The organism is Bacillus sp. JNUCC-21 (assembly GCF_041222765.1).
GTDB lineage: Bacteria > Bacillota > Bacilli > Bacillales > Bacillaceae > Bacillus > Bacillus velezensis.
Genome location: NZ_CP166019.1, coordinates 1,342,629 through 1,366,585 on the forward strand (window position 1 = coordinate 1,342,629; position 23,957 = coordinate 1,366,585).

General features: G+C 46.0%; 22 protein-coding genes and 2 riboswitches. Of the genes, 14 read left to right on the forward strand and 8 right to left on the reverse strand.

The window, feature by feature from the left end; translation table 11 throughout:
* The first annotated feature begins 146 nt into the window (after positions 1 to 146).
* From htpX to JNUCC21_RS07135, 4 genes are all read left to right on the forward strand, one after another.
* Entirely contained in the window at positions 147 to 1,040 is an 894-nt protein-coding gene (gene htpX, locus JNUCC21_RS07120) for a protease HtpX (protein ID WP_025284642.1), read from the forward strand.
* Positions 1,041 to 1,198: 158 nt separating this feature from the next.
* Entirely contained in the window at positions 1,199 to 2,551 is a 1,353-nt protein-coding gene (locus tag JNUCC21_RS07125; protein ID WP_007610933.1) for a TrkH family potassium uptake protein, read from the forward strand.
* Positions 2,552 to 2,645: 94 nt separating this feature from the next.
* Positions 2,646 to 3,320, forward strand: a complete 675-nt coding sequence (locus JNUCC21_RS07130; protein WP_041482012.1) for a DUF421 domain-containing protein — start codon at positions 2,646 to 2,648, stop codon at positions 3,318 to 3,320.
* Position 3,321: 1 nt separating this feature from the next.
* Entirely contained in the window at positions 3,322 to 3,492 is a 171-nt protein-coding gene (locus JNUCC21_RS07135) for a hypothetical protein (RefSeq protein WP_007610936.1), read from the forward strand.
* Positions 3,493 to 3,533: 41 nt separating this feature from the next.
* Here JNUCC21_RS07135 and JNUCC21_RS07140 read toward each other — a convergent pair whose 3' ends face one another.
* Positions 3,534 to 4,556: an acyltransferase family protein gene (locus JNUCC21_RS07140; protein ID WP_072589023.1), complete on the reverse strand. Its 1,023-nt coding sequence runs from the start codon at positions 4,554 to 4,556 to the stop codon at positions 3,534 to 3,536.
* A 255-nt stretch (positions 4,557 to 4,811) separates the two neighbouring features.
* Between JNUCC21_RS07140 and JNUCC21_RS07145 the strand changes: the two genes are divergently transcribed.
* A complete protein-coding gene (locus JNUCC21_RS07145) occupies positions 4,812 to 7,031 on the forward strand; it encodes a PAS domain-containing sensor histidine kinase (protein WP_020955724.1) in 2,220 nt (739 codons plus the stop codon).
* Positions 7,028 to 7,525: a methylated-DNA--[protein]-cysteine S-methyltransferase gene (locus tag JNUCC21_RS07150; protein ID WP_085341934.1), complete on the forward strand. Its 498-nt coding sequence runs from the start codon at positions 7,028 to 7,030 to the stop codon at positions 7,523 to 7,525. The genes JNUCC21_RS07145 and JNUCC21_RS07150 overlap by 4 nt, the downstream gene beginning before the upstream one ends.
* 242 nt (positions 7,526 to 7,767) lie before the next feature.
* On the opposite strand, the gene mtnA is transcribed toward JNUCC21_RS07150, so the two are convergent.
* The 3 genes from mtnA to JNUCC21_RS07165 all read right to left on the reverse strand — a co-directional run bounded on the left by mtnA (position 7,768) and on the right by JNUCC21_RS07165 (position 11,156).
* Entirely contained in the window at positions 7,768 to 8,829 is a 1,062-nt protein-coding gene (gene mtnA, locus JNUCC21_RS07155; protein WP_369878702.1) for an S-methyl-5-thioribose-1-phosphate isomerase, read from the reverse strand.
* 6 nt (positions 8,830 to 8,835) lie between these two features.
* Positions 8,836 to 10,020: an S-methyl-5-thioribose kinase gene (gene mtnK, locus JNUCC21_RS07160; RefSeq protein WP_108654845.1), complete on the reverse strand. Its 1,185-nt coding sequence runs from the start codon at positions 10,018 to 10,020 to the stop codon at positions 8,836 to 8,838.
* Between the two features lie 109 nt (positions 10,021 to 10,129).
* Positions 10,130 to 10,284: riboswitch (SAM riboswitch) on the reverse strand.
* 92 nt (positions 10,285 to 10,376) lie between these two features.
* Entirely contained in the window at positions 10,377 to 11,156 is a 780-nt protein-coding gene (locus JNUCC21_RS07165) for a carbon-nitrogen family hydrolase (RefSeq protein ID WP_015239733.1), read from the reverse strand.
* Positions 11,157 to 11,247: 91 nt separating this feature from the next.
* Here JNUCC21_RS07165 and JNUCC21_RS07170 point away from each other — a divergent pair, with 91 nt between their 5' ends.
* The 6 genes from JNUCC21_RS07170 (at position 11,248) to JNUCC21_RS07195 (ending at position 16,257) form a co-directional block, all read left to right on the forward strand.
* Positions 11,248 to 12,444: a pyridoxal phosphate-dependent aminotransferase gene (locus tag JNUCC21_RS07170; protein ID WP_108654844.1), complete on the forward strand. Its 1,197-nt coding sequence runs from the start codon at positions 11,248 to 11,250 to the stop codon at positions 12,442 to 12,444.
* Positions 12,445 to 12,480: 36 nt separating this feature from the next.
* Positions 12,481 to 12,580: riboswitch (SAM riboswitch) on the forward strand.
* Between the two features lie 81 nt (positions 12,581 to 12,661).
* Positions 12,662 to 13,876: a 2,3-diketo-5-methylthiopentyl-1-phosphate enolase gene (gene mtnW, locus JNUCC21_RS07175; RefSeq protein ID WP_159078063.1), complete on the forward strand. Its 1,215-nt coding sequence runs from the start codon at positions 12,662 to 12,664 to the stop codon at positions 13,874 to 13,876.
* Positions 13,873 to 14,577, forward strand: a complete 705-nt coding sequence (gene mtnX / locus JNUCC21_RS07180; protein ID WP_369878703.1) for a 2-hydroxy-3-keto-5-methylthiopentenyl-1-phosphate phosphatase — start codon at positions 13,873 to 13,875, stop codon at positions 14,575 to 14,577. Before mtnW ends, mtnX begins: the two co-directional genes overlap by 4 nt.
* Entirely contained in the window at positions 14,535 to 15,164 is a 630-nt protein-coding gene (locus tag JNUCC21_RS07185) for a methylthioribulose 1-phosphate dehydratase (protein WP_014417578.1), read from the forward strand. Before mtnX ends, JNUCC21_RS07185 begins: the two co-directional genes overlap by 43 nt.
* 15 nt (positions 15,165 to 15,179) lie before the next feature.
* Positions 15,180 to 15,716, forward strand: a complete 537-nt coding sequence (locus JNUCC21_RS07190; protein WP_012117415.1) for an acireductone dioxygenase — start codon at positions 15,180 to 15,182, stop codon at positions 15,714 to 15,716.
* A gap of 280 nt (positions 15,717 to 15,996) precedes the next feature.
* On the forward strand, positions 15,997 to 16,257 hold the full coding sequence (locus JNUCC21_RS07195) for an aspartyl-phosphate phosphatase Spo0E family protein (RefSeq protein WP_003154690.1): 261 nt from the start codon (positions 15,997 to 15,999) through the stop codon (positions 16,255 to 16,257).
* Between the two features lie 211 nt (positions 16,258 to 16,468).
* Here JNUCC21_RS07195 and JNUCC21_RS07200 read toward each other — a convergent pair whose 3' ends face one another.
* Positions 16,469 to 17,986: an ATP-binding protein gene (locus JNUCC21_RS07200; RefSeq protein ID WP_046559543.1), complete on the reverse strand. Its 1,518-nt coding sequence runs from the start codon at positions 17,984 to 17,986 to the stop codon at positions 16,469 to 16,471.
* Between the two features lie 198 nt (positions 17,987 to 18,184).
* On the opposite strand from JNUCC21_RS07200, the gene JNUCC21_RS07205 reads away from it, so the two are divergent.
* On the forward strand, positions 18,185 to 18,631 hold the full coding sequence (locus tag JNUCC21_RS07205) for a MarR family winged helix-turn-helix transcriptional regulator (RefSeq protein WP_007408463.1): 447 nt from the start codon (positions 18,185 to 18,187) through the stop codon (positions 18,629 to 18,631).
* 35 nt (positions 18,632 to 18,666) lie between these two features.
* Here JNUCC21_RS07205 and motB read toward each other — a convergent pair whose 3' ends face one another.
* The 3 genes from motB to clpE form a co-directional block, all read right to left on the reverse strand.
* Positions 18,667 to 19,452, reverse strand: coding sequence for a flagellar motor protein MotB (gene motB / locus JNUCC21_RS07210; RefSeq protein ID WP_003154685.1), 786 nt, complete (start codon positions 19,450 to 19,452; stop codon positions 18,667 to 18,669).
* The gene (gene motA, locus JNUCC21_RS07215; protein ID WP_007408461.1) at positions 19,424 to 20,239 is read right to left on the reverse strand and encodes a flagellar motor stator protein MotA; all 816 of its coding nucleotides are present in this window, start codon (positions 20,237 to 20,239) and stop codon (positions 19,424 to 19,426) included. Before motA ends, motB begins: the two co-directional genes overlap by 29 nt.
* Before the next feature lie 169 nt (positions 20,240 to 20,408).
* Entirely contained in the window at positions 20,409 to 22,505 is a 2,097-nt protein-coding gene (clpE, locus tag JNUCC21_RS07220) for an ATP-dependent protease ATP-binding subunit ClpE (protein ID WP_108654842.1), read from the reverse strand.
* Between the two features lie 403 nt (positions 22,506 to 22,908).
* Between clpE and JNUCC21_RS07225 the strand changes: the two genes are divergently transcribed.
* Positions 22,909 to 23,946: a membrane protein gene (locus JNUCC21_RS07225; RefSeq protein ID WP_012117417.1), complete on the forward strand. Its 1,038-nt coding sequence runs from the start codon at positions 22,909 to 22,911 to the stop codon at positions 23,944 to 23,946.
* Positions 23,947 to 23,957 lie beyond the last annotated feature (11 nt).

Here is a 23,957-nt window from a genome sequence, read left to right on the forward strand (position 1 = left end):
TTCACCTCTGATTGATTACGTGTTCACTTTTTAATATCACTGAGAATTACATTAACATCATACGTCGAAATTGTTGCATTTTCAAACAGATCATTTATAATTTAAGTAAATAAGTTCTTTTGATCTTAAAAAAGACGGAGGTAATTATGGCGAAAAGAATATTTCTGTTTATTTTAACGAACCTTTTGGTCATTACGACAATCGGAATTGTGCTTACGATTATTACAAGCGTTACCGGTGTCGGCTCGTATATACAAAATGGCCGCATTGATCTGATGGCATTGCTCGTGTTCAGTCTTGTCGTCGGTTTTGTCGGTTCTTTTATTTCTCTCGGAATGTCCAGATGGATGGCCAAAACGATGATGGGCGTCCGGGTGTTAAATCCGAAGAAACAGTCGCTCAGCTATGAAGAACAGCAATTGGTTGACCGTGTGCACAGATTGGCCCGTGCCGCAGGGATGACGAAAATGCCTGAAGTCGGCATTTATCATTCCCCGGAGGTCAATGCTTTTGCGACCGGACCTTCTAAGCGCCGTTCGCTTGTCGCGGTTTCTTCAGGTTTATTGCAGCAGATGGATGATGCTGCGGTGGAAGGGGTTCTTGCCCATGAAGTCGCACACATCACAAACGGTGATATGGTCACGATGACGCTGCTGCAGGGAATCGTCAATACGTTCGTCGTATTCCTTTCCCGAATCGCGGCTTGGGTTGCAAGCCGCTTTGTCAAAGAAGACCTTGCGCCGGTCGTTCATTTTATCGCGATGATCGTGTTTCAGATTATCTTTTCCATTCTCGGCAGTCTTGTCGTCTTCGCCTACTCGCGCCACAGAGAGTTTCACGCTGACCGCGGCGGTGCAGACCTTGCCGGCAAGGATAAAATGATTCACGCCCTGCGTACGCTGAAGTCTTATACAGGACATGTGAATGAAGAGGACCAGACGGCGGTGCAGACGTTAAAAATTAACGGCAAAAAGCATTCGTCACTGTTCTCCACACACCCTGATCTCGATGAGCGTATCCGCAGGCTGGAAGCAAAATAATCAACAAAACCTCTGACAATCGTTTCAGAGGTTTTTTGTTTAAAGATCGGCAAATTACATAAGGTAATGAAAAATCTTTCTAAAAAGACCTTTAAAAATTCTCCCAATATCATTAGAATAATTACGTACTACATTTGAGAGGCAGAAGGAACTATCTTATGAAATTAAAACTGAAGAAATTCATACAGATCTTGTCGCCTGCACAGCTGATTGCATTATATTATTTTCTTGCTGTAACGGTGGCATTTATTTTGCTAAGTCTGCCGGCCGCCCACAAACAAGGGGCCAGCTGGTCGTTTATAGACGCGCTGTTTACGGCTGTCAGCTCAGTCAGTGTCACCGGTTTAACGGTCGTCAACACGGCTGATACATTCAGCACGGCCGGGATTGTCATTTTGGCTTTCGTGCTTCAATTCGGCGGAATCGGCATCATGACGCTCGGAACATTCGTCTGGCTCATTATGGGCAAACGGATCGGTCTGCGGGAACGGAAGCTCATTATGGTGGATCAGAATCAATCGCAGTTTTCCGGTATCGTCAACCTGATGAAGCAAGTGCTGTTTTTGATTTTATTAATCGAGTTTTTAGGCGGCATCATCTTAGGAACATATTTTTTAACGTATTATGATTCGTTTGAACAGGCGTACTTGCATGGATTCTTTGCGAGCGTCAGCGCCACGACAAACGGCGGTTTTGATATTACGGGAAATTCACTCGTCCCGTTCAGACATGACTATTTCGTGCAGTTTATTACGATGCTTCTGATTATTTTCGGTGCGATCGGTTTTCCGGTGCTCGTAGAAGTAAAAGACTTTTTGTTTTCAAAACAGCGCAGATACTCATTCACGCTGTTTACGAAAATTACGACCGTTACGTTCGGAATGCTCGTTTTGTTCGGAGCCGTGGGCATTTATGCGCTTGAAGCAAGCCATGTCATGAAGGGGAAAAGCTGGCATGATGTTTTATTTTTATGTCTCTTTCAATCAACCGCTACGCGAAGCGGCGGGCTTGCGACAATTGATATCAGCCAGCTGTCGGCGCCGACATTATTTTTCATCTGCGCCCTCATGTTTATCGGCGCATCACCGAGCTCGGTCGGCGGCGGAATCCGTACGACGACATTTGCGCTTAACCTGCTTGCCCTGTTTCATTTTGCCCGGGGGAATAAAGCGGTCAAGGTCTTTAAACGCGAGCTTCATCAGGCTGATGTCATGAAGTCGCTGGTCGTCACGATGATGGCGATTCTGCTCGTGTTCGGATCGACGCTGATTCTGTCCGTGACGGAGAAAAATCAGACGCTCCTCGGACTGCTTTTTGAAGTGTGTTCCGCATTCGGAACGACCGGCCTGTCGCTTGGGATTACTCCGCATTTAAGCGACATCGGAAAATGCGTGATCATGATTGTCATGTTTATCGGCCGGATCGGCATTTTGACGTTCCTTTATTTGATCGGCCGAAAAGAAATCGAAGCAAATTATCACTATCCGAAGGAAAGAATGATTATCGGCTGACACCGCTTTTTAGAAAGCGGTGTTTTTTATTGCCGTAAAATGGATGTGTGGAAACAGTTTCTTTGGAGATTCTACTTGTAAAGAGGTGACGTCATTGTTTGCCGTATTTTGGAAGTCGGTAGTTATGATAGCGGTCGGTACCTTTTTATTGCGGATTGCCGGACGGAAATCAATCAGCCAGCTGTCGGTGACCCAGACAGTCATCATGATTTCGATCGGCTCGATTATTATTCAGCCGTTTATTGAACATAATTTATGGGAAACCATTTTCGCGGCGGCGATTTTTATTGCGGTATTAATCCTGATGGAATATTTAGAAATCAAATCAAGCTTTTTTGAGTTTTTATTTTCAGGAAAAACCGTCGCCGTTGTCAGAAACGGAAAAGTCATCCCGGAAAACCTAAAAAAAATGCGTTTTACCGAAGCTCAGCTGTCAATGAGGATCAGGCAGGAAGGCCTCGGAGACATTCAAGATTTTAAATATGTTCTGCTTGAGCCGAACGGACAGATCGGCTATGAACTCATTGATGAGGCCAAAAACGTGACAGTGCGCGACTTGAAAAAAATGCTTGATGAATTCAAAACAGATTTGCTGACAGAAGGAGGAAATCAAATGAAACGCAAAGCAGCAAAGAATGAAGCTTTGACCAACAACAACACACCGACTGAGAGCATGGACAAAGATGCATACAAAACACAATATGACGGTGATCCCGGACTGAGAGGCGCAAACCGCAAATCAAAACACGGCAAACAAGGAGGCGAGTAACATGACGAAAAAAAACCGCCACAGCAAAGACATGCAAAACCATAAAAAGCCGATGGACCCTAAATTGCTTGAAGAAGAGTTTGCAAGCGAGCTCGGTGATTATAACGCCGGAAAATGGATTGAAACGCTTGAACAGACGAAGCCAAAGAAAAAAGAAGACGGCAAACAATAAAAAATACCTCTTAGGCGGCAACGCTTAAGAGGTATTTTGCATTATTTCGAATAAGCACTGTTTCTTGTTCCTTTCACCGCTTCAAGCCAGCCGGTGATCCGCAGCTCAATGAACGGCTGTGCGGCCGTTTTCACCGCATTGCTGGAGAGAATGGACGTAAGAGCGGCCGTTAACATTAAGAGCATGACTAAATTCTGATAATCAGATAAGTGATCTTCAAGCCCGATCTGCCGCAGCGTTTTTATAATGAATCCATGCAGCAGATACACGTAAAACGTTCTCGTACCCCATTTCGTAAAGAAATAACGCTTTTGCGGAACGAGCGCTAAAAAGCTGAAAGTGGCGGCAAAGGCCAAAACATACCAGCCGATGCGCGACAGACCGCTCAACAGCGACACTGTGCCGAATGTAGAATAAGGCTCCGATCCGAACAGCCACGAGTAATCAAAATCAATACACCAGCATAAGAGGAAAACAATCCCCAGTACGCCCGCGGCAATCTGCCTGCCTCTTTTAGCCCGAAGCAAATCAAAGTGCTGCTTCTTTAAATAAAACCCGACGAGAAACATCGGTAGAAAAACAAACGTCCGTGAAAGACTCAGCGTGCTGCTGATAAAATCAAGATACCCGATCATGACGGCAAGCCCGCAGCTCGCCCCAAGCGCCCACATTTTCGGCAGCTTCGTAAAGGGGTAAAGCAGCAGATTCCAAAAGAATAAGCTGACTAAAAACCAGAGAGACCACTGCGGATCAATCGGATTGACGCTTGCCATGCTTTCATCCTGAATCAAATAGTAAAAAACTGAGTAAATGCCCTGAAAAATCAAGTACGGAATAATCAGCTTCACAGCCAGCTTCTTCACATAACCTTTCCGCTTAAAGTTTTTTGCGAAATAGCCGGAAACCAGGATAAAGGCCGGCATATGAAAAGTATAAATGAATTTGTAGAGATGGAGCATAAACTCATTTCCGTTAATAAATGACCGGAGGATATGGCCGAACACCACCAGAAAAATCAAGATAAACTTGGCGTTGTCAAAGTAACTGTCTCGCGATTTTGTCATAGCATCACCTTCTCTTCAAAAATCATCCACTGCATGATTATTTCCTGTTGGTGTTCATTTTAAAATAAAAAACAAAAAATTGAAGGAGGACAAAAGGGATTGTTAGGATGATGTAATGGGGAGGTAAGGATCGTAGAAAAAGACTTTAACTTGTCATATCATTGAAATTTTCTGAAATGTATAGGGCGAATGAAGGAAGATGAGGTATTTTGTAGAAATATTGAAGGATAGGTTTTTGAAGAAGGAGTGTACTGAATGGCTGAAACTCTGGATTTGCAAACAAACGAGTCGCTGAAAGAGCAGCTGAAGCGGATGAAAGAGGAAAATGACCGCCTGAAGAGTGATTTGAACCGGTATCACGTGATTATGAATAACACGCTTGATGCCATTTTTATATGCCGTAAGGAAATGAAAATCGTCCAGGCGAACGAGGCTGCGGCCCGGATGATGCAGATTGAGGCAGAGAGCCTCATTAACCGCTCCGTCCTGGATTTTTTATATTCCGTGCCTCAGGAAGAACTGAATAAGGCCGTGAAAAAGTTTTTAAAAAAAGGCCATCTGTGGAAAGAGGTGCCGATTAAGCTTGACAGCGGCGCGACGAAATACATTGAATTCCTCGCCAGAGACGGAATTGGGGAGGATTATTTTTTTGTGGTGATGAGGGATATCTCCTCTAAAAAAATATTAGAGCGCGAATTCTCCATGAACGAGCAGCTGTTTAAAGATTTGTTTGACAGGGCTGTCGACGGCATCGTGCTGTTTGATAAGGACGGCGGGTTTATTGATGCGAACCTCTCTTTTTGCAAAAGCTTTGAGATCGGCCAGAATGAATTGTCCCATCTGTCGCTCCGCCATTTTACCGACGGAGAAAACAAAAAGCATCTGAAAGAAATCTGGGAAACCCTCCGCAGAAAAGGAAACGCCAAAGGAGAACTGCCCGTCAAGCTTCGGTCCGGCGAAGAGAAGCTGTTTGAATTTACGATTACGTCCAACTTAATCAGCGGGTTCTACATGTCCATTATGAGAGACATAACAGAGAAACGGTTGATGGAATTGAAACTTTTCAAAAGCGAAGAGCGATTCCGCGAAATTTTTGAAAACGCCATGGACGCGATTGTCATTTGGTCTGATGACGGAAAGATTGCCAAAGCAAACGAATCGGCGTGCCGCATTTTCGAACTGCCGATGGATAAGCTGGTGGAGACGAATTTATGTACGTTTATCGTTGATCCGCAGAAAAAATATAAGCAGATTAAGAAAAAATATGAAAAATATGGGGAAATCCGTGAAGAAATGCTGTTTCAGATGGCAAACGGCCAATTTAAAGAGCTGGAATTCACATCAAAACGAACCATACTTGAAGGTCAGCATTTAACCATTTTAAGAAATGTCAGCGATCGTAAGCGGATGGAAAAAGAATTGCGGGAAAGCGAGCTGAAATTCAGAAAAGTATTCAACGGCTCAATGGACGGCAAGGTCTTATTTGACAACCAATTCCGCATTATTGACGCGAATCCTCTCGCAAGCCGTATACTCGGTATGCCGGATGAGGAGCTGAGAGCGTACACCGTTCCGGATATTCTTTCTTTATTTGATATTGAAAACGCGGGTGTTCCCGCCAGAAAGATTGATTTAGAAGGAATGGATAATGAAATCCCCTTCCTGTTAAGCAGCAGCGACAGCCGCAAACTGGAATTCTCCTTCAAAAGAAATATCATTCAAAATATGAATCTGGCCATCTTTAAAGATGTCACAGAGGCCAAAGAGCTTGAAGAGAGGCTGCGGAAATCCGACACTCTTCATGTTGTAGGGGAGCTGGCGGCGGGCATCGCCCACGAAATCAGAAACCCGATGACGGCGCTGAAAGGGTTCATTCAGCTTCTTCAAGGAAGCATTGAAGGCGAATATTCTCTGTACTTTAACGTCATTACCTCAGAATTAAAACGCATCGAGTCTATCATCACTGAATTTTTAATTTTAGCGAAACCCCAGGCGATATTATATGAAGAAAAAGACGTGACGCAGATTATGAAAGACACGGCTGATCTTTTGAATGCCCAGGCCAATCTTGTCAATGTGCAGATCCATCTGAACCTGACCGGAAACATCCCGCCGATTTACTGTGAACCGAATCAATTAAAACAGGTGTTTATCAATATTTTAAAAAACGCCATTGAAGTCATGCCGGGCGGCGGCAATATCTACGTGACCATTCAGTCTTCTGATCAAGACCACATTTTGATTTCTATTCAAGATGAAGGAACAGGCATTTCCGAAGACAAATTAAAACGTCTGGGTGAACCATTTTACACGACAAAAGACAGGGGAACGGGTCTCGGTCTCATGGTCAGCTATAAAATCATCGAAGAACATCAGGGCCGCATTCATGTGGAAAGTGAAGAAGGGAAGGGCACCGTTTTTCATTTGACGCTTCCGATCCGGCAGAATACCGAAGAAAGAAGGAGCGGGGAATGATCTGTTTTACAAGTGTGAGAGCGCCGTTTGGAACCGTCATCATAACAGAGGAAGAGAGCTTTATTACCGGCCTGTTTCTCACCGGGGAAGATTTTGAGGAATGGCGGAAAGACGCGCCCGGCGTAAAGCCGTGCGAAACCGCTTTGCTGTCGGAGGCGAAACAGCAGCTGGCATCATATTTTTCAGGAGAAAGAAAGCAATTCTCTCTGCCTCTGAGACAAAAAGGCACACCCTTTCAGGAAAGGGTATGGAACGCGCTGACGATGATTCCTTACGGGGAATCCCGAAGCTACGGCGATATGGCTGAAGCGATCGGAAAACCGAAAGCGGTGCGCGCCATCGGACAAGCCAATAAACGAAACCGGCTGCCGATTTTGATCCCGTGCCATCGGGTAATCGGCAAAGACAGCGCCTTAACGGGATACGCGGGCACGAAGACGGATGTAAAAGCGGTGCTGCTGAACATCGAACAAATATCCTATAAAGAAAAATAAAGCGTATGGCACGTTCCGTTTTTTCACGTCCGACATATCATTTTATTAAGTGAAAAAAAGTTGGTCTGATGAAAAAGGAGGACGAAGCCTGATGAAAATGAGCCGTCCGCAGAAGATAGCCGGCTATGCAGAGCTGTTTTTTAAAATGCATCTCATTACAGCCGTCCAAAAAGATGAAGTGATTACATTGTGCAGACAAAAAAACCGCTGACATTGCCTGAGGCAATATCATCAGCGGTTTTTCAGCTCAGCTGGCAGTCAGCGAATAATTGTTCAATTTCTTCCGTGTAAGAGCCGGTCACAATTCCTTTCTCGGTTATAATGCCGGAAATCAGGCTGCCCGGTGTGATGTCAAAGGCCGGATTGAAGACCGGCACATCTTCGGGAGCGGTGCGTATGCCGGAGATCTGTCTGACTTCATCCGGATCTCTCTCTTCAATCGGAATCTGATCGCCGTTTTCAATCTGCAAGTCAAATGTCGAAAGCGGTGCGGCCACAAAAAACGGAATTTGAAAGGCGTTTGCCAAAATAGCGAGGCCGTACGTTCCGATTTTGTTGGCCGTATCACCGTTTTTTGCAATTCTGTCAGCGCCGACAATGACCGCAGAAATATGTTTTTCCTTCATTGTATGGGCGGCCATGCTGTCGGTAATGAGCGTGACATCAATTCCGCCCTGCATCAGCTCCCACGCCGTCAGCCGTGATCCTTGGAGAACGGGTCTTGTTTCACATGCGTAGATATGAAGGCCGAGGTCTTTTTGTTTCGCTAAGTAAAAGGGAGCAAGCGCCGTACCGTACCGGCTTGTGGCGATCGAGCCCGCATTGCAGATGGTCATGATCTGGTCGCCTTTTTTAAAAAGGTGCAGCGCATTTTGGCCGATCATACGGCATGTTTCTTCATCCTCAATCTGAATTTGAATGGCTTCATGAACGAGCGTTGTCTTCGCTTCATTGATTGAGGTCGCATCCCTGATGGAATCCGTCAGTCTGTCAAGCGCCCACGCGAGGTTGACGGCAGTGGGCCTTGAACTGTTTAAATATGCTTTGACATCCGCGAACTGACGTCGGAAATCTGAAAGGTCGCGGGCTTCAAACGACTTGGCGGAGAGCGCGAGTCCGAACGCCGCGGTTATACCGATGGCCGGGGCGCCCCTTACTTTCAGCGTGACAATCGCGTCGAATACATCTTCCTTTGTTTTAAGTTCCGCATATTCAGTGACGTCGGGAAGCTTTTGCTGATTTAAAATGCGGATGTAGGTTTCTTTCCATTCTACAGAACGGGGGATGGCAAATTCATTGGTCATGCTGCATCATTCCTTTACACGGAGCTTAAATTGGTCCAGAACCTCGGTGATATGCTTCAGTTCTTTTCTGTTTTCGATATAATAGGCGCCGATGTCAAGCGCCAGCTTCTTCCGTTCGATTCGTTTGTCAAACGGAGTGATTTCATCTAAGTCAGCCACATGAGCGAGTCCGATCGTGCGCCGGATCAGTTCGCATCCCGCAAAACCGACCGCTTCCTCAAACGCGTTTTTCAGTGTGTCTTCCAGCAGGTGTCTGCGGGAAGGCAAGCAGTCTTTCTCCCATGCTTCACTGAATGTTTTCACAAATGTATCCCATACGGCGGCAGTATGATCATATAACGGCTGTCTGTCGTCACCGTCGCGGCTGAGGGCGTTTAACAGCAGATTGGCGATAAATTGGCCGATGTCAAACCCGATCGGTCCGAAGAAAGCAAACTCGGGGTCAATCACCTTTGTTTCATGTTCATCTGCGAAGATGCTTCCCGTGTGCAGATCGCCGTGAACCAATGTTTCCGCGGAATTCAGAAAGATGGCTTTCAATTCGTCAGCGCCTTCTTTCAGCCGGGAATTGTTCCAAACTTTTTCTGCGTATGGGCGCAGCTCCTCTTCAAAATCGTTTGTCTCATGGTCGAGAAACGGTTCTGTAAACACAAGCCTTTCCGTAATATTGCAAAGCTCAGGATTTGTAAACTGCTTTGCGAGCTGCTGCTTTACTTTCGCATCAAGCGCATAATCGGATGAGTAAAAGAGCGTTTTCCCTAAAAATTCACCGATATGAACCGATAAGTTCGGATAATGCTGCCCTTCCAGCAGCCCTTTTCTTGAAATTCGCAAATGCGAGAGGTCTTCCATTACCGTGACGGCCATTTCAGTATCGGAATAGTAAACGGCCGGAACGAGGTGCGGCACGTGTTCGCCCTGGCGGATGAGGGCGCTGCTTTCGATTCTCGCCCGGTCAATGGTAAGCGGCCAGCTTTCACCGACGACTTTCGCGTAAGGAATCGCCTGTTTGATAATCAGTCCTTTTTTGTTTTCGTTATCGTAAACATGAAAGACGTAATTTAAATTGCCGTCGCCGATTTCACGGCATGTCAGAGTGCTTTTGCTTTGGAATAAGCCGAGCTTGACGGCTAACGCGGCGGCGGAGCTTTCTGTTAATTGTTCATAAAGACTTGTTTTAGTTGCTGACATGGATTTACCCTCCAATTATGTAGTGGCAGTAAGAGATCGTGACGGAGAATACGCCCGAAAAAAAGCCTCCTTCTCTGAAAGAGAAGGAGGCTGAAACAGTGCAGTCCGCCTCTTATCTCTCAGATAACATCTGATGGAATTAGCACCGTGCCTTATGAGACAATCGTCTCGGCGCAAAATGTACGCGCCCCATTTCACAATGGAATTACGGTCGGTTGCTGTTGGGGTCAAAAGGCCAATCCCTCGCCCAACTCTCGATAAGAGAAAAATATATTGATTTGTATCACAATTCGGATTAATCAGTTGATGAAAATATTAGCAGGTGCCGGATATTCTTGTCAACATTTTTTTGAAAATTAATATAAATCACGCCGCAAGTCTTGGAAAACCGGAATGGTTCCCCGCACGTCCGCGCTTTCTGACACATCGATTTCCGCCCGGACTGCGCCTTCCGTCCGGTCTCCTTCGGCTAAAATCCGGCCCCACGGGTCAATAATCAGGCTGTGGCCGGCAAATTCATTATCGGGATTGGACCCCGTGCAGTTAGAGGCTGCGACAAAACATTGGTTTTCAATTGCTCTGGCGATAAGCAGGCTTCGCCAATGATCAAGGCGGGGCAGAGGCCATTCCGCAGAGATAAACAGGACATTCGCGCCCTGGGACGTATGCTTTCTGATCCATTCGGGGAAACGGATATCATAGCAGATCAGCCCGGCGCACTTGACACCGTCAAGCTCAAAGGAACCGTCGCTGTTTCCTGCTGCCAAGTAAAGGTGTTCATCCATCAGCTGAAACAGATGGGCTTTCTGATACCGCTTCACGATCTGTCCGCTGTTATCGGCGATGTACATGGTGTTATAGACATTTTCGCCTTCTTTGACCGCAAAAGATCCGGCAACGAGGTGTACGTTGTATGTTTTTGCCGTTTCTTTAAGCCATTGTTCCGAAACTTTGCCGTTTTCATCCGCCAGCTGGTCTAGCCGTGTGAGATCATAGCCGGTCGTCCACAACTCAGGAAGCACGATTACATCAGCATGGCGGCTTTCTTGCTCAATCAAAGATTCTGCTTTTTTAAAGTTTTCTGAAGGATTTCCGTATGAAATATCAAATTGCAAACAGGAAACGGTCCATTTCATTTTTTAACACCTCAAGTTTCTCTTTACTTTTTTTATTTAACCATATATGATGATGGACTATCATTTCAAGACATTTTTAGAAGGTGAAAATATGAACTTTGAAATCTCAGATGTACTCAAACAGCTGCCGGAACAATTTTTCGCATCATTGGTGCAAAAAGTGAATCAAAAGCTGAAAGAAGGCAGAGACGTCATCAATTTAGGGCAGGGAAACCCTGATCAGCCGACGCCTCAGCATATCGTTGAAGAAATGAAGCGCGCCGTCGAAAGGCCGGAAAATCATAAATACTCATCATTCCGGGGCGCTTACAGCTTCAAAAAAGCAGCCGCTGCATTTTATGAAAGGGAGTACGGGGTCACGCTTGATCCGGAAACGGAAGTCGCCGTGCTGTTCGGAGGCAAGGCGGGACTTGTTGAGCTTCCGCAATGTCTTTTAAACCCGGGAGATACCATTCTGGTGCCTGATCCCGGATATCCTGATTACTGGTCGGGCGTCGCCCTTGCAAAAGCGAAAATGGAAATGATGCCGCTGACAGAAGAAAGAGGGTTTCTCCCTGATTACAGCGTAATTCCTGAAAAGGTGCGGAGTGAGGCGAAGCTGCTGTATCTCAATTATCCGAATAATCCGACCGGCGCTGTGGCGACAGAGGCGTTTTTCGAGGAGACGGTCGGTTTTGCGGAGCAAAACGGCATTTGTGTCATTCATGATTTCGCGTACGGAGCCGTCGGCTTTGACGGGCATAAACCGCTGAGCTTTTTGCAGACCGAAGGCGCAAAAGAGACGGGAATCGAAATCTATACCTTGTCCAAAACGTATAATATGGCGGGCTGGCGGGTCGGATTTGCCGTCGGAAACGCTTCTGTCATCGAAGCGATCAACCTATATCAGGATCATATGTTTGTCAGCTTGTTTCCCGCGGCGCAGCAGGCGGCGGCAGCCGCTCTTTTAGCGGATCAGGCATGCGTCGCAGCGCAAAATGACAGATATGAATCGAGACGCAATGCATGGATTAAAGCCTGCCGCGATATCGGCTGGGATGTGACGGCTCCGGCGGGCTCCTTTTTTGCATGGCTCCCTGTGCCTGACGGTTATACGTCACAGTCGTTTTCAGATCTGCTGCTCGAGAAAGCGGATGTCGCGGTCGCTGCCGGAAACGGGTTCGGAAAATGGGGGGAAGGCTATATAAGAGTCGGTCTTCTGACAAGTGAAGAAAGACTTAAAGAAGCTGCGGAACGGATCGGGAAACTGAATCTTTTCACCCGAAAAAGCATTGACATATCAGGATAACAATGCGATAATTCAAAATACTTTATAAAATCATTATTCTTATCAAGAGCAGGCAGAGGGACGAGCCCGATGAAGCCCGGCAACCGACTGATAAAGCACGGTGCTAATTCTTGCAGCAGGAGCTGAGAGATAAGATTCGGACATAACACGAAGCCTCTTTCTGCTCATACGGAAGAGGTTTTTTTATGTTTTGCGAAAGAAAGAGAGGCGTTCACGCATGAGCGAGGTATTGGCAACATATCTTCTGACAGACACAACGGACAGTGAAAAGCGGGCGGAACAGATTGCGGCGGGGCTGACAGTAGGCTCCTGGACTGACCTGCCCCTGGTGAAGCAGGAACAGCTCAGAAAACATAAAGGGCGGGTCGTAAAAGTTGAGGAGATAGAAGGAACCTCAGAAAACGAAACACAATCCGTCATCACCATCGCCTATCCCGAGGCGAACTTTTCAAGAGATATTCCGGCCGTCCTGACGACGGTATTCGGAAAGCTGTCACTGGACGGAAAAATAAAATTGACTGATCTTGAATTTTCCGAAGGGTTTAAACGCTCCCTTCCCGGGCCGAAATTCGGTATATACGGTATCCGCAAACTGCTGGGCGAATTTGAAAGACCGCTTCTGATGAGCATATTTAAAGGCGTGATCGGACGGGATCTCGCCGACATTAAAGAACAGCTCAGACAGCAGGCGCTCGGCGGCGTGGATCTGATTAAAGACGACGAAATTTTCTTTGAAAATGAACTGGCTCCGTTTGAAACCCGCATTATCGAAGGAAAACAAGTCCTGAAGGAAACCCGGGAGGAGACGGGGCATAAAACGCTGTATGCCGTAAACCTTACGGGAAGGACCGCTGAATTGCGGGATAAAGCGAGGCGCGCGGCAGAACTCGGGGCGGACGCGCTTTTATTGAATGTGTTCGCTTATGGTTTAGATGTGATGCAGAGCCTTGCTGAAGACAGGGAAATCCCGCTTCCGATCATGGCGCACCCGGCAGTCAGCGGCGCGTTCACATCATCTCCTGTTTACGGCTTGTCGCATGCGCTTTTGCTCGGCAAGCTGAACCGCTATTGCGGCGCTGATTTCAGTTTATTTCCGTCACCTTACGGATCCGTTGCTCTTCCGAAGGAGTCCGCACTTGCAATCCATGATGAATGTGTAAAAGACGATGTCTTTCATCCGTCGTTTGCCGTCCCGTCAGCAGGCATTCACCCCGGTATGGTGCCATTATTGATGCGCGATTTCGGCATCGATCACATCATCAATGCCGGCGGAGGCATTCACGGCCATCCGAAAGGAGCCGAGGGCGGCGGAAGAGCGTTCCGCGCCGTCATTGATGCGGTGCTTGAAGCGCAGCCGATTGAAGAAAAAGCCGCGTCGTGCAAAGATCTTCAGCTCGCATTAGACAAATGGGGAAGGGTGGAAGCCGTATGACCCGCACGCCGCTGATTATTTGTGATTTCGACGGAACGGTCACCATGAACGACAACATTGTCAGAATGATGAAAGAATTCGCGCCTCCTGAGTGGCTTGAAATAAAAGACGGTGTTCTGTCTAAAAGCATATCAATCCAAGAAGGAGTCGGCCGGATGTTCGGACTGCTGCCGAGCAGCTTAAAAGAAGAACTGACCGGCTTTATCCTGAAGGATGCGAAAATACGGGACGGCTTTTTGGATTTTGTCTCGTTTGTCCGGTCAAACGGCCTCCCGTTTTATATCGTAAGCGGGGGAATGGACTTTTTTGTGCATCCGCTTTTGGAAGGGATCGTAGAAAAGGAGCGGATTTTCTGCAATCATGCATCCTTTGACCATGAATATATTCATATAGACTGGCCGCACGCTTGTGATGGAGACTGTACCAATCAATGCGGCTGCTGCAAACCGTCAGTCATCCGGAAGCTATCCGATCAGCAGAAATTTCTCGTTATGATCGGTGATTCGGTCACGGATGTCGAGGCTGCAAAGTTGTCCGATATGTGCTTTGCGAGAGATTATCTTTTGACTGAATGCAAAGAACTCGGCCTCCGGCATCTGCCTTTTCAAGATTTTCATGAGGTGAAAACAGGCATTGAAAACATCGGGGAGGTGCAGGCATGGCTGCAAAAGAAGAACGCTGGCGCGAACTTGCCGAGGTAAAACGCGAGCTGGCTGAAAGAGACTGGTTCCCGGCAACGAGCGGGAATCTTTCCATCAAAGTATCCGACGGGCCGCTGACTTTTCTCGTTACGGCGAGCGGAAAAGACAAACGAAAAGAAACAGACGAAGATTTTCTCTTAATCGATGAGTACGGGAAGCCCGCTGAGACCGGCCATTCTTTAAAACCTTCAGCGGAAACGCTTCTCCATACTTACTTATACCAAAAGACAGACGCCGGCTGCTGTCTGCATGTCCATACTGTCAATAATAATGTCATCTCAGAGCTTTACGGGGATGAAAAACAAATCACTTTTCAGGGGCAGGAGATGATTAAGGCGCTCGGATTATGGGAGGAAAACGCGTCCGTGACCGTTCCGATCATTGACAATCCGGCGCATATCCCGGCATTGGCCGAAAACTTCGCGCACCATGCGGACGCCGGCTCAGGCGCGGTGTTAATCCGCAATCACGGCATTACGGCATGGGGGCGGACCGCATTTGAAGCGAAAAGGGTGCTGGAAGCCTATGAATTTTTATTCAGCTGTCACCTCAAGCTTCTGTCACTTCGGCCGCAGCTGGTAAAATAAAAGGAGGAATAGAAAATGGCGACCATCAGAATTCATGACGAAAAAAATACGCTCATTGAACATCAGGAAGAAGTAGCGCGCTTCTTAGACGAACAAGAGGTGATCTATGAGCAGTGGAACATTGAAAAACTTCCGTCTGAGCTTTCGGAAAAATACGACCTAACCGAAGATGAAAAAGAACGGATTCTCGCGGTGTTTGACACGGAGATTCAGGACATTTCAGCCCGGCGCGGATATCAGTCTCAGGATGTCATTTCTTTATCAGACACCACGCCGAATCTTGATGAATTATTAAAAAATTTCCAAAGAGAACATCACCACACGGATGATGAAGTCCGCTTTATCGTCAGCGGACACGGCATCTTCGTCATTCAAGGCAAAGACGGCACATTTTTCGACGTCCGTTTAAATCCGGGAGATTTGATTTCAGTTCCGGAGAACATCCGCCACTACTTTACGCTTCAGGAAGACCGCCGGGTCGTCGCAATCCGAATCTTCGTGACGACTGAGGGCTGGGTGCCGATTTACGAAAATGAAAGTGTGCAAAACTGATAGACGCCCGAACCTCTCATGCCCACGCCGGCATGAGAGGTTTTTTATTGTAATATAAAGTCAGCTGTGGCTGTTTTTTAATTCTTGAATATGCCGCATTCTGTTTATATCATTACCCGAATGGGTATTATTCTCGTATTCATGCTAAAGATTCCAATATGAAATGAAAAAATAAGTTATTTAGTAAAAAAATGTTTACAAATAAAGTATAATCTGTAATAATGCTCAATAACCCAATCAAACTTGTTTCCTATTCTTTTAGCGGTGAGGGGTGAAGTGAATGGGCAGTTATTCTGAACAAGAAAAATTGCTTGTATCTATTGATAAAAAAAGAAAAATGATGATAGATGCGGCTAACAGGCAAGGGTTTACAGGATATGACACGATCAGGCACAGCCAGGAACTGGACTGTCTGATGAACGCGTATCAGCAGCTGGTAAACCGTGATCGTACACATCACCAAGGAATACAGGGCCTTGTGAAGAAAATAGGCTTGTTCTCCCGCGGTGACGTCATGCCTGCATATGAAGCAAACAAATGATTGATGATAAAACAGATAACGAAGACTGAATGCGCTTCCTGATCAAGCGCCGCATCCGAAAGATGACCGCGTACAGTCAGCACATTTTTCCGCTGACACGGCTCACGAAGCGCCTCGTACTATCTGCCGGCTATGATGCCGTTCCTCTCGTATATCCTCTTACACATACTCTTCTTTAAATAAAAAACACCCCGATCCAGGGTGTTTTTTTTCATCGAGAAGCGGCAGGGAGGGTAATGGTGACCTCTGTGCCCTTATCGACTTCGCTTTGAATGTCAATCGAACCGCCGTACATCAGCATGATTCGTTTACATACGACAAGGCCGAGGCCGGTGCCTTTTTCCTTTGACGTTACAAACGGAAGAAAAATGTGCTCAAGCATATCTTCAGAAATGCCCATTCCGTTGTCGGCCACCTTAATGACTGCTTTATGATCGCGGGCTTCTAAATAGATGGACAGCCGGCCGCCTTCCTGCATGGATTCCAGCGCGTTTTTCGCGACATTTAAAATCACCTGTTTAATATGGTCTTTCGTGCAGTTGACCTTGAGCGGCCGATTGACGAGAATCTCCACATTCACTTCCACATTGTATAGATTCCCTTCAGAATAAATAATCGGCATAATCTCATCAAGAATATCCTGCAGCGAGTTCACTTCCAACCGTTCAGCAGTGGGTTTTCCAAGCACTAAAAACTCACTGACAATCTGATTGATCCGTTTAATCTCCTGCTCAATAATTGAGAAATACAGCTGATCTTCCTCCGATTTGTATTTTTTCTGCAAAAGCTGAATGAAGCCGCTGATCCCTGTAAGCGGGTTGCGGATTTCATGGGCGGTGCTGGCGGCAAGCGTTCCGATCAGCTCCAATTTCTGCGCTTCATTTTGAGCGCGCTCCAGCTGGGTCTTGCGCTTAAGCAAATAATATTGAACGAGGATGAACAGAATATTCAGCAGCACGGCAATACTGGACATCGGCAGCAGCACGCTTTTGGTCAGCTCATTCAGCTCAACCGGTTTCGGATAAACATTGATATTCCAATTAATATCATCCAGATAGCCGCTGACCGGTTTCACACCTTCTGATTGATCAGCCCGTCCGCTGGCAAATATCACTTTATTCTGATTGGTTGCCTTGACATAAACGTCAGGGCTCAGCATATTGATCATATTTCTCAAATAATCGACTTGTATGGCGGCTACTAAATAATCCGTGACTTCCCGTTTTGCGTCTAACACCGGCACGCAGATCGTGAAGATGCGCTGGCCTGTAATTCTGCTGGAGTAGTCATTTGTGATGACCGTTTTTTTCGTCTTTTTCGCCTTCGTAAAATACGGTCTGTCGGCCAAATTCACCTTTGATTTCAGATCAGTCGTGCTTGCGATGACATCACCTTTGGAATTCAGCATATACAGACCGCTGAATCTGGGTTCATCCTCAAAAGCCTGATCGAGAATGTCAATGATCTTTTCTTCATTGACAGGCTTATCGACAGCGATCGCAAGTGTTGTCATCCGTGCTTTTGTTTCACCGATTAAATAATTGAGCTTATTGCGGTGAAGGTTGAGCATCATACTGGCTTCCTGTATGTGTTTATCGGCTATTTTCTGCTTTTCTTTTTCATAAATGAAAAAGCTGATAATAAGTGCCGGGATGATCACCAATATGAGATAAAGCTTGATCTTTCCCCGGGCACCTTTAAATGTATTCACTCTGCATCGCTCCAACATTACACTTGAATAGAGGTATTATATCATTTTTATACTTCTTTAATAAGAAAAAATAACCAAAATGATAGAAAAACAAATTATTTTATTAAGGTCAGACAAAAAGAAGAGAAATTTTGGAAACATTTTTGTTGACATTTTTCATTTTGTTTATTAATGTTTCTCTGTAACGGTTTCTTTTGTAAAAGGATGATTGAATGTATGACGGATAAAACAGAAAACTCATTGAAATTATTTATTGTACTGTCACGTGCGTACCGATCTATTAACGACCATATGAATAAACATATTCATAAGCACGGCCTGAACCCGACGGAATTTGCGGTGCTTGAGCTGCTGTACCACAAAGGCAACCAGCCGCTTCAGCAGATCGGCGACAAAATTTTATTAGCGAGCGGAAGTATTACATACGTTGTTGACAAATTAGAGAAAAAAGAACTTCTCATCAGAAAAGCCTCGCCGACTGACAGAAGAGTGACTTTCGCACAGATTTCCGAAAAGGGAATCCGTCTTTTGGACGATATTTTCCCTGATCATGCTGACGAAATTAAAGAAATGATCAGTGTGTTGAGTGATGAAGAGATAGAAATGTGTACGGAAATGCTGAAAAGAGTGGGGTTAAACGCTAAACATTTTCATCAGAAATAAAAAAGGAAGCCATTTGAAAGGCTTCCTTTTTTATATTACTGATTTTGGTCAGTCGCGGCGTTTCTAGGCTGTATCAATACCTCGACGCGCCTGTTTTTGCTGCGCCCTTCGGCGGTTTTGTTCGACACGGCCGGTTTATACTCTCCGAAACCTTTGGCGCTGAATACTTTTGCGTCAAGTTTCGGGTTTTCCGTGAGAATAGCCATGAAGTTGACGGCCCGCATGACGCTTAAATGCCAGTTAGATTGATATTGTGAGTTTTTAATCGGTACATTGTCCGTATGTCCGCTGATAATAATGTTCCTTGGCGGATTCAGCACAAGGAGATTCGAGATTTCCTTGGCAAGCGGAATATCTTCCTGACGGATATCCGCCCGTCCGGAATCAAAAAAGATACTGTCTTTAATGGTAATTAAGAGTCCTTCTTTAGTCAGCTTTGTTTCCAGCTGAGTTTCAAGCTTTTTATTTTTTATAAATTGATTGACTTGCTTTTGCACGCCTTCAAGTTCTTCGCGGTCGGCTGCTTCTCTTTCTTTCTTTTTCTGTTCTTTATCTTTTTCCTTGTCTTTTTTTAACTGATCAACGCCGTCTTTTTCGTTTTCAGGAGGGGTGACGCTTGAATATTCAAGAACACCCGTGCCTCCGGTAAACACGGCGTTAAATGATTTAGACAGCATTTGGAATTTCGCCGCATCGACCGAGCTCATGGCGAACAATACAATGAACAGAGCCAAAAGAAGGGTGAGCAAATCCGCGTACGGGATCAGCCAAGACTCATCCACATGCTCGTCATCATGCTTCTTCTTCTTTTTTCTCGCCATTGTTTGCCTCTCCTTCTTGTTCAGCGACTTTTGCGCGTTCATTCGCAGGAAGATACATGAGAAGTTTTTGTTCGATCACTTTCGGGGCCTGTCCTTCAAGCACTGACAGAACGCCTTCGATCATGATTTCACGCAGTTTGACTTCCTGCTTTGATTTGCGTTTCAGTTTGTTGGCGAAGGGATGCCATAGTACATATCCTGTGAAAATCCCGAGAAGGGTGGCGACAAAAGCCGCACTGATGGCATGTCCGAGCGCCTCGGTATTGTTCATGTTGGAAAGAGCCGCGATAAGGCCGATGACCGCACCCAAAACGCCGAGTGTCGGCGCATATGTGCCGGCTTGTGTAAAGATGGCTGCGCCGGCCTGGTGTCTGTCTTCCATCGCTTCAACTTCCTCAGTCATAATATCTCTGATAAATTCTGCGCTTTGTCCGTCAACCGCCATACTCAGGCCGTTTTTCAAAAATGCGTCATCCACGTCTTCAATGCTTGCTTCCAATGCAAGCAGACCTTCACGTCTGGCGATTTGCGCCCATTGAGAGAACATAGGAATTAATTGCGCAATTGTCAGCTGTTTGTTTTCTTTAAACAGCACTTTAAAAAGGGCAGGCACTTTTTTGATTTCTTTTCCGGGGAATGCGATGATCACCGCAGAAATCGTACCGAACAAAATAATCAGAATAGCTGCCGGGTTAGCGAGTGCGCTTAAGCTGACCCCTTTCAGCACCATGCCCACGCTTAAAGCAATCAAGGCGAGGATGATACCGATAATCGATGTTTTATCCATAGTTTTCACCAAATCCTTTATACTAGCTTTCTATGGTTAATATCGGTGGCAGTGCATGGAACTTTAGGGTGATTGAGAAATTGTTCCCGAATTCTTCACAGTTTCTCCCTTCTGACATGGATAAAGAAACAAAAAAGCGGCTCCCCGCGAGGAGGGAACCGCTTTTTTCTTATTGTGCCCGGACTTTGATGCCGTCCTCTTCCATTACGACATGGAAGGCTTTTATATCGTTGTTATCCAATAAGAGATCTGTCATTTCGTCCTCGATCAATTCTTGGATGGTTCTTCTGAGCGGGCGTGCTCCGAAAGCTGGGTGGTAGCCGATTTCAGCGATTTTTTCTTTCGCATCATCGGTGACGTTCAGGCTGATGCCGCGCTCTTTTAATGTGTCTTCAAGCTCTGTGAGAAGCAGGCTGACGATTTTCACGAGATGTTCTTTTTTCAGGGATTGGAATTCAATGATGCTGTCAAACCGGTTTAAAAACTCCGGTTTGAAGAACGCGCTCAGTGAATCAATCAGCGTTTGTTCTTCCAGGACGCTCTCTTCAGATTGGAATCCGACTTTCACCTGTTTTTCGCCGGTTCCAGCGTTGCTTGTCATAATCAAAACGGTATCTTTGAAGCTGACCGTTCTGCCCTGGCTGTCTGTCAGACGGCCGTCCTCCATAATCTGCAGAAACATATGCTGGACATCAGGGTGGGCTTTTTCAATCTCATCGAGCAGCACGATGCTGTACGGATTGCGGCGCACTTTTTCCGTTAATTGACCGGCTTCATCGTGTCCGACATATCCCGGCGGTGAACCGATGATTTTTGATACGGCGTGTTTTTCCATGTATTCACTCATATCGAGACGGATAATGGAATCTTTTGTACCGAACAGTTCATCTGCGAGTGTCTTTGATAACTCGGTTTTTCCGACTCCGGTCGGTCCGACAAAGAGGAAGGAGCCGACAGGTCTGTTTTTGGATTTTAAGCCGGCGCGGCTTCGTCTGACCGCTTTCGCCACTTTTTTCACGGCTTTTTCCTGACCGATGACGCGCTGATGAAGATGCTCTTCAAGTTCCTTCATTTTGACTTGTTCATCAGCCTGGAGTTTTCCGACCGGAATGCCTGTTTTCTGTTCAATGATGGCTTGAATATGCTCCGCCCCGATTTTAGGTGAAGAGGCCGGAGCTTCTTGTGCCAGCTGCTTTTCCAACGCCGCTTCTTCATCACGCAGTTTCGCGGCAAGCTCATAATTTTCTTCATGAAGCGCTTTTGTTTTCTCCGCGTCAATTGCTTTGAGTCTCTCAGCCGCATCTTCTTCATTTACGGTATCAAGCTCCAGGTTCGCCTTAGAGCCGGCTTCATCTAATAAGTCGATCGCTTTATCCGGCAGGTGGCGGTCCTGAATGTAACGGGATGAAAGCGTAACACAGGCGTTTATCGCTTCATTGCTGAATGTGACGCCGTGGTATTTCTCATATTTATCTTTAATGCCTTCCAGAATGCTGATGGCTTGTTCTATTGTAGGCTCGTGAACCATGACAGGCTGGAAGCGTCTTTCAAGCGCCGCATCTTTTTCAATCTGGCGGTACTCTTTCAGCGTTGTCGCCCCGATGACCTGCAGCTCGCCTCTGGCAAGCGCCGGTTTCAGGATGTTCCCGGCATCCATTGAACCCTCGGCAGAGCCGGCGCCTACAAGAAGGTGAATCTCGTCAATGAACAAGATGACGTTTTTCCGTTCTTTTAATTCGTTCATTAATTGTTTCATTCTTTCTTCAAACTGGCCTCTGATCCCTGTATTGGCGACGAGAGAAGCGACGTCAAGCAGGTAAAGCTCTTTGTTTTTCAATTTGTTCGGCACATCGCCTTCAGCGATTTTAAGCGCGAGGCCTTCTGCAATAGCCGTTTTACCGACGCCCGGCTCACCGATCAGCACCGGATTGTTTTTATTCCGGCGGTTCAAAATTTCAATTACGCGCGCCACTTCATGATCGCGGCCGATCACAGGGTCAATCAGACCTGCTTTTGCGCCGTTTGTGACGTTTTGAGCGAGCTCGTCGAGCAGGCCTTTTTCAGAGCCGGCCTGCTGTTTATTTTGATTGGGAGCGAAACCTTGCTCAAACGGGAATCCGAATGATTGCGGCCCCATGCTCATAGACGGTTTTCGGGTTAATTCTGTATAACATGTTTCACATAAAACGAATTGTTTTTGAATGGAATTGACTTGCATGTTCAGGCGAATCGTCGCCTCGTTTTTCTGACAATGTTGACAACGCATTTGCCAAAACCTCCTCGAAAAATGTTTGATCATCTTTGACCAAATGGATTAGAAAATAAGGTCTTAACTTTGACCTTCTTTGATTAATAGTATACTCTGACCTTCTTTGACTTTCAAGTGTTTTGTTCCAAACCCCGAAAAATAAATGTTTACAGCATGATAAGTGATATTTGTGAGGTTTGATTATTTTTGACCAATATAGTCAGAAAGGAAATGAAATGCTTTGACCTTTCTTGATGAAGAGTATACGCCGGCCCTTTTTTTCTTTCAATATTTTTTTGCTTAGAGGAGAGAGCTGAATCTGTTTTCTCCGGGGAAGGACGATTTGTTCGTCTTTTCGGGCGACTTGTCTCATAAGCATATATAAAGGCCTGGACAAATCTGCGCTTAGCCGGAGGGTGAAATGGGACAAACAAAAGGTTCTGCAAGTCAGCTTGCATTTGTATACGTAGGCACGGTTGTAGGAGCCGGTTTTGCCACGGGACGGGAAATCGTTGAGTTTTTTCTGAAGTTTGGCTGGATCGGTCTGTTCGGTATCGTGGTAAGCGGTCTGATGTTTACATATTTAGGCGCCAAAATCATGATCATTTCCAAACGGATTCATGCAGCATCTTATCAGGAATTGAACACATATTTATTTGGCAAGTCCATCGGCCGCGCCGTTAATATGTTTATGATGTTTATATTGCTGGGAGTGACCTCTGTCATGCTGTCCGGAGCGGGAGCGCTGTTTCATGAACAGCTTGGCTGGTCCGCACAAGCGGGGATCCTTTTGACGATCGTACTGAGCTTTGCCGTCATGACAAGCGGCGTTAAAGGTGTGTTCGGCGTCAATATATTGGTTGTGCCGCTTTTAATTTCCTTCTCTTTTATCGTGACAGCAGATTCATTTGTATTTACAAGCACGAGAAACGCGGACGAATGGGTATGGCCTGACAAGTGGAATTGGCTTTTGTCCGCCGTCTCTTACGGCGCGTTAAATTTATCGCTCGCCCAAGCCGTCCTTGTGCCGCTTGCGAATGAAATGTCTTCAGAGAAGGTGATCAGAAGGGGGGCTTATTTTGGCGGCGTTCTGTTGACACTGGTGCTTGCCGCGAGCTTTTTATCATTATCGGTGCTGCCGGATGTGCTGGAGTTTGACATTCCGATGGCTCAAGTCGTCTATTCGTATTCGCGTTCGCTTCATATCATTTATTTGTTTATTATTTTCGGGGAAGTGTTTACGTCGGTCATCGGCAATTTATACGGATTGGAAAAACAATTAAACAGTTTTCTTCATATAAAAAGTACATATATTTACGGCGGCATTTTGGCGTTTGCTTTCATTATCAGCCAAATCGGCTACGGACAGCTGATTTCCACCGTTTATCCGGTGTTTGGGTATGTGAGCCTCGCTTTCATCGGCGCATTGATTTGCAAAAAAATCCCGAAAGAAAAATAAGGATATAAGGA

Bases quoted from the DNA above. Each gene is read 5' to 3' on its own strand.
- JNUCC21_RS07125 (WP_007610933.1), top strand. From the start codon at position 1,199: ATGAAATTAAAACTGAAGAAATTCATACAGATCTTGTCGCCTGCACAG.
- JNUCC21_RS07145 (WP_020955724.1), top strand. From the start codon at position 4,812: ATGGCTGAAACTCTGGATTTGCAAACAAACGAGTCGCTGAAAGAGCAG.
- mtnW (WP_159078063.1), top strand. From the start codon at position 12,662: ATGAGCGAGGTATTGGCAACATATCTTCTGACAGACACAACGGACAGT.
- mtnX (WP_369878703.1), top strand. From the start codon at position 13,873: ATGACCCGCACGCCGCTGATTATTTGTGATTTCGACGGAACGGTCACC.
- clpE (WP_108654842.1), bottom strand. From the start codon at position 22,505: ATGCGTTGTCAACATTGTCAGAAAAACGAGGCGACGATTCGCCTGAAC.
- JNUCC21_RS07200 (WP_046559543.1), bottom strand. From the start codon at position 17,986: ATGTTGGAGCGATGCAGAGTGAATACATTTAAAGGTGCCCGGGGAAAG.
- JNUCC21_RS07150 (WP_085341934.1), top strand. From the start codon at position 7,028: ATGATCTGTTTTACAAGTGTGAGAGCGCCGTTTGGAACCGTCATCATA.
- JNUCC21_RS07225 (WP_012117417.1), top strand. From the start codon at position 22,909: ATGGGACAAACAAAAGGTTCTGCAAGTCAGCTTGCATTTGTATACGTA.
- motB (WP_003154685.1), bottom strand. From the start codon at position 19,452: ATGGCGAGAAAAAAGAAGAAGAAGCATGATGACGAGCATGTGGATGAG.
- JNUCC21_RS07205 (WP_007408463.1), top strand. From the start codon at position 18,185: ATGACGGATAAAACAGAAAACTCATTGAAATTATTTATTGTACTGTCA.
- motA (WP_007408461.1), bottom strand. From the start codon at position 20,239: ATGGATAAAACATCGATTATCGGTATCATCCTCGCCTTGATTGCTTTA.
- JNUCC21_RS07135 (WP_007610936.1), top strand. From the start codon at position 3,322: ATGACGAAAAAAAACCGCCACAGCAAAGACATGCAAAACCATAAAAAG.
- JNUCC21_RS07190 (WP_012117415.1), top strand. From the start codon at position 15,180: ATGGCGACCATCAGAATTCATGACGAAAAAAATACGCTCATTGAACAT.
- JNUCC21_RS07185 (WP_014417578.1), top strand. From the start codon at position 14,535: ATGGCTGCAAAAGAAGAACGCTGGCGCGAACTTGCCGAGGTAAAACGC.
- JNUCC21_RS07170 (WP_108654844.1), top strand. From the start codon at position 11,248: ATGAACTTTGAAATCTCAGATGTACTCAAACAGCTGCCGGAACAATTT.
- JNUCC21_RS07140 (WP_072589023.1), bottom strand. From the start codon at position 4,556: ATGACAAAATCGCGAGACAGTTACTTTGACAACGCCAAGTTTATCTTG.
- htpX (WP_025284642.1), top strand. From the start codon at position 147: ATGGCGAAAAGAATATTTCTGTTTATTTTAACGAACCTTTTGGTCATT.
- JNUCC21_RS07165 (WP_015239733.1), bottom strand. From the start codon at position 11,156: ATGAAATGGACCGTTTCCTGTTTGCAATTTGATATTTCATACGGAAAT.
- mtnA (WP_369878702.1), bottom strand. From the start codon at position 8,829: ATGACCAATGAATTTGCCATCCCCCGTTCTGTAGAATGGAAAGAAACC.
- mtnK (WP_108654845.1), bottom strand. From the start codon at position 10,020: ATGTCAGCAACTAAAACAAGTCTTTATGAACAATTAACAGAAAGCTCC.
- JNUCC21_RS07195 (WP_003154690.1), top strand. From the start codon at position 15,997: ATGGGCAGTTATTCTGAACAAGAAAAATTGCTTGTATCTATTGATAAA.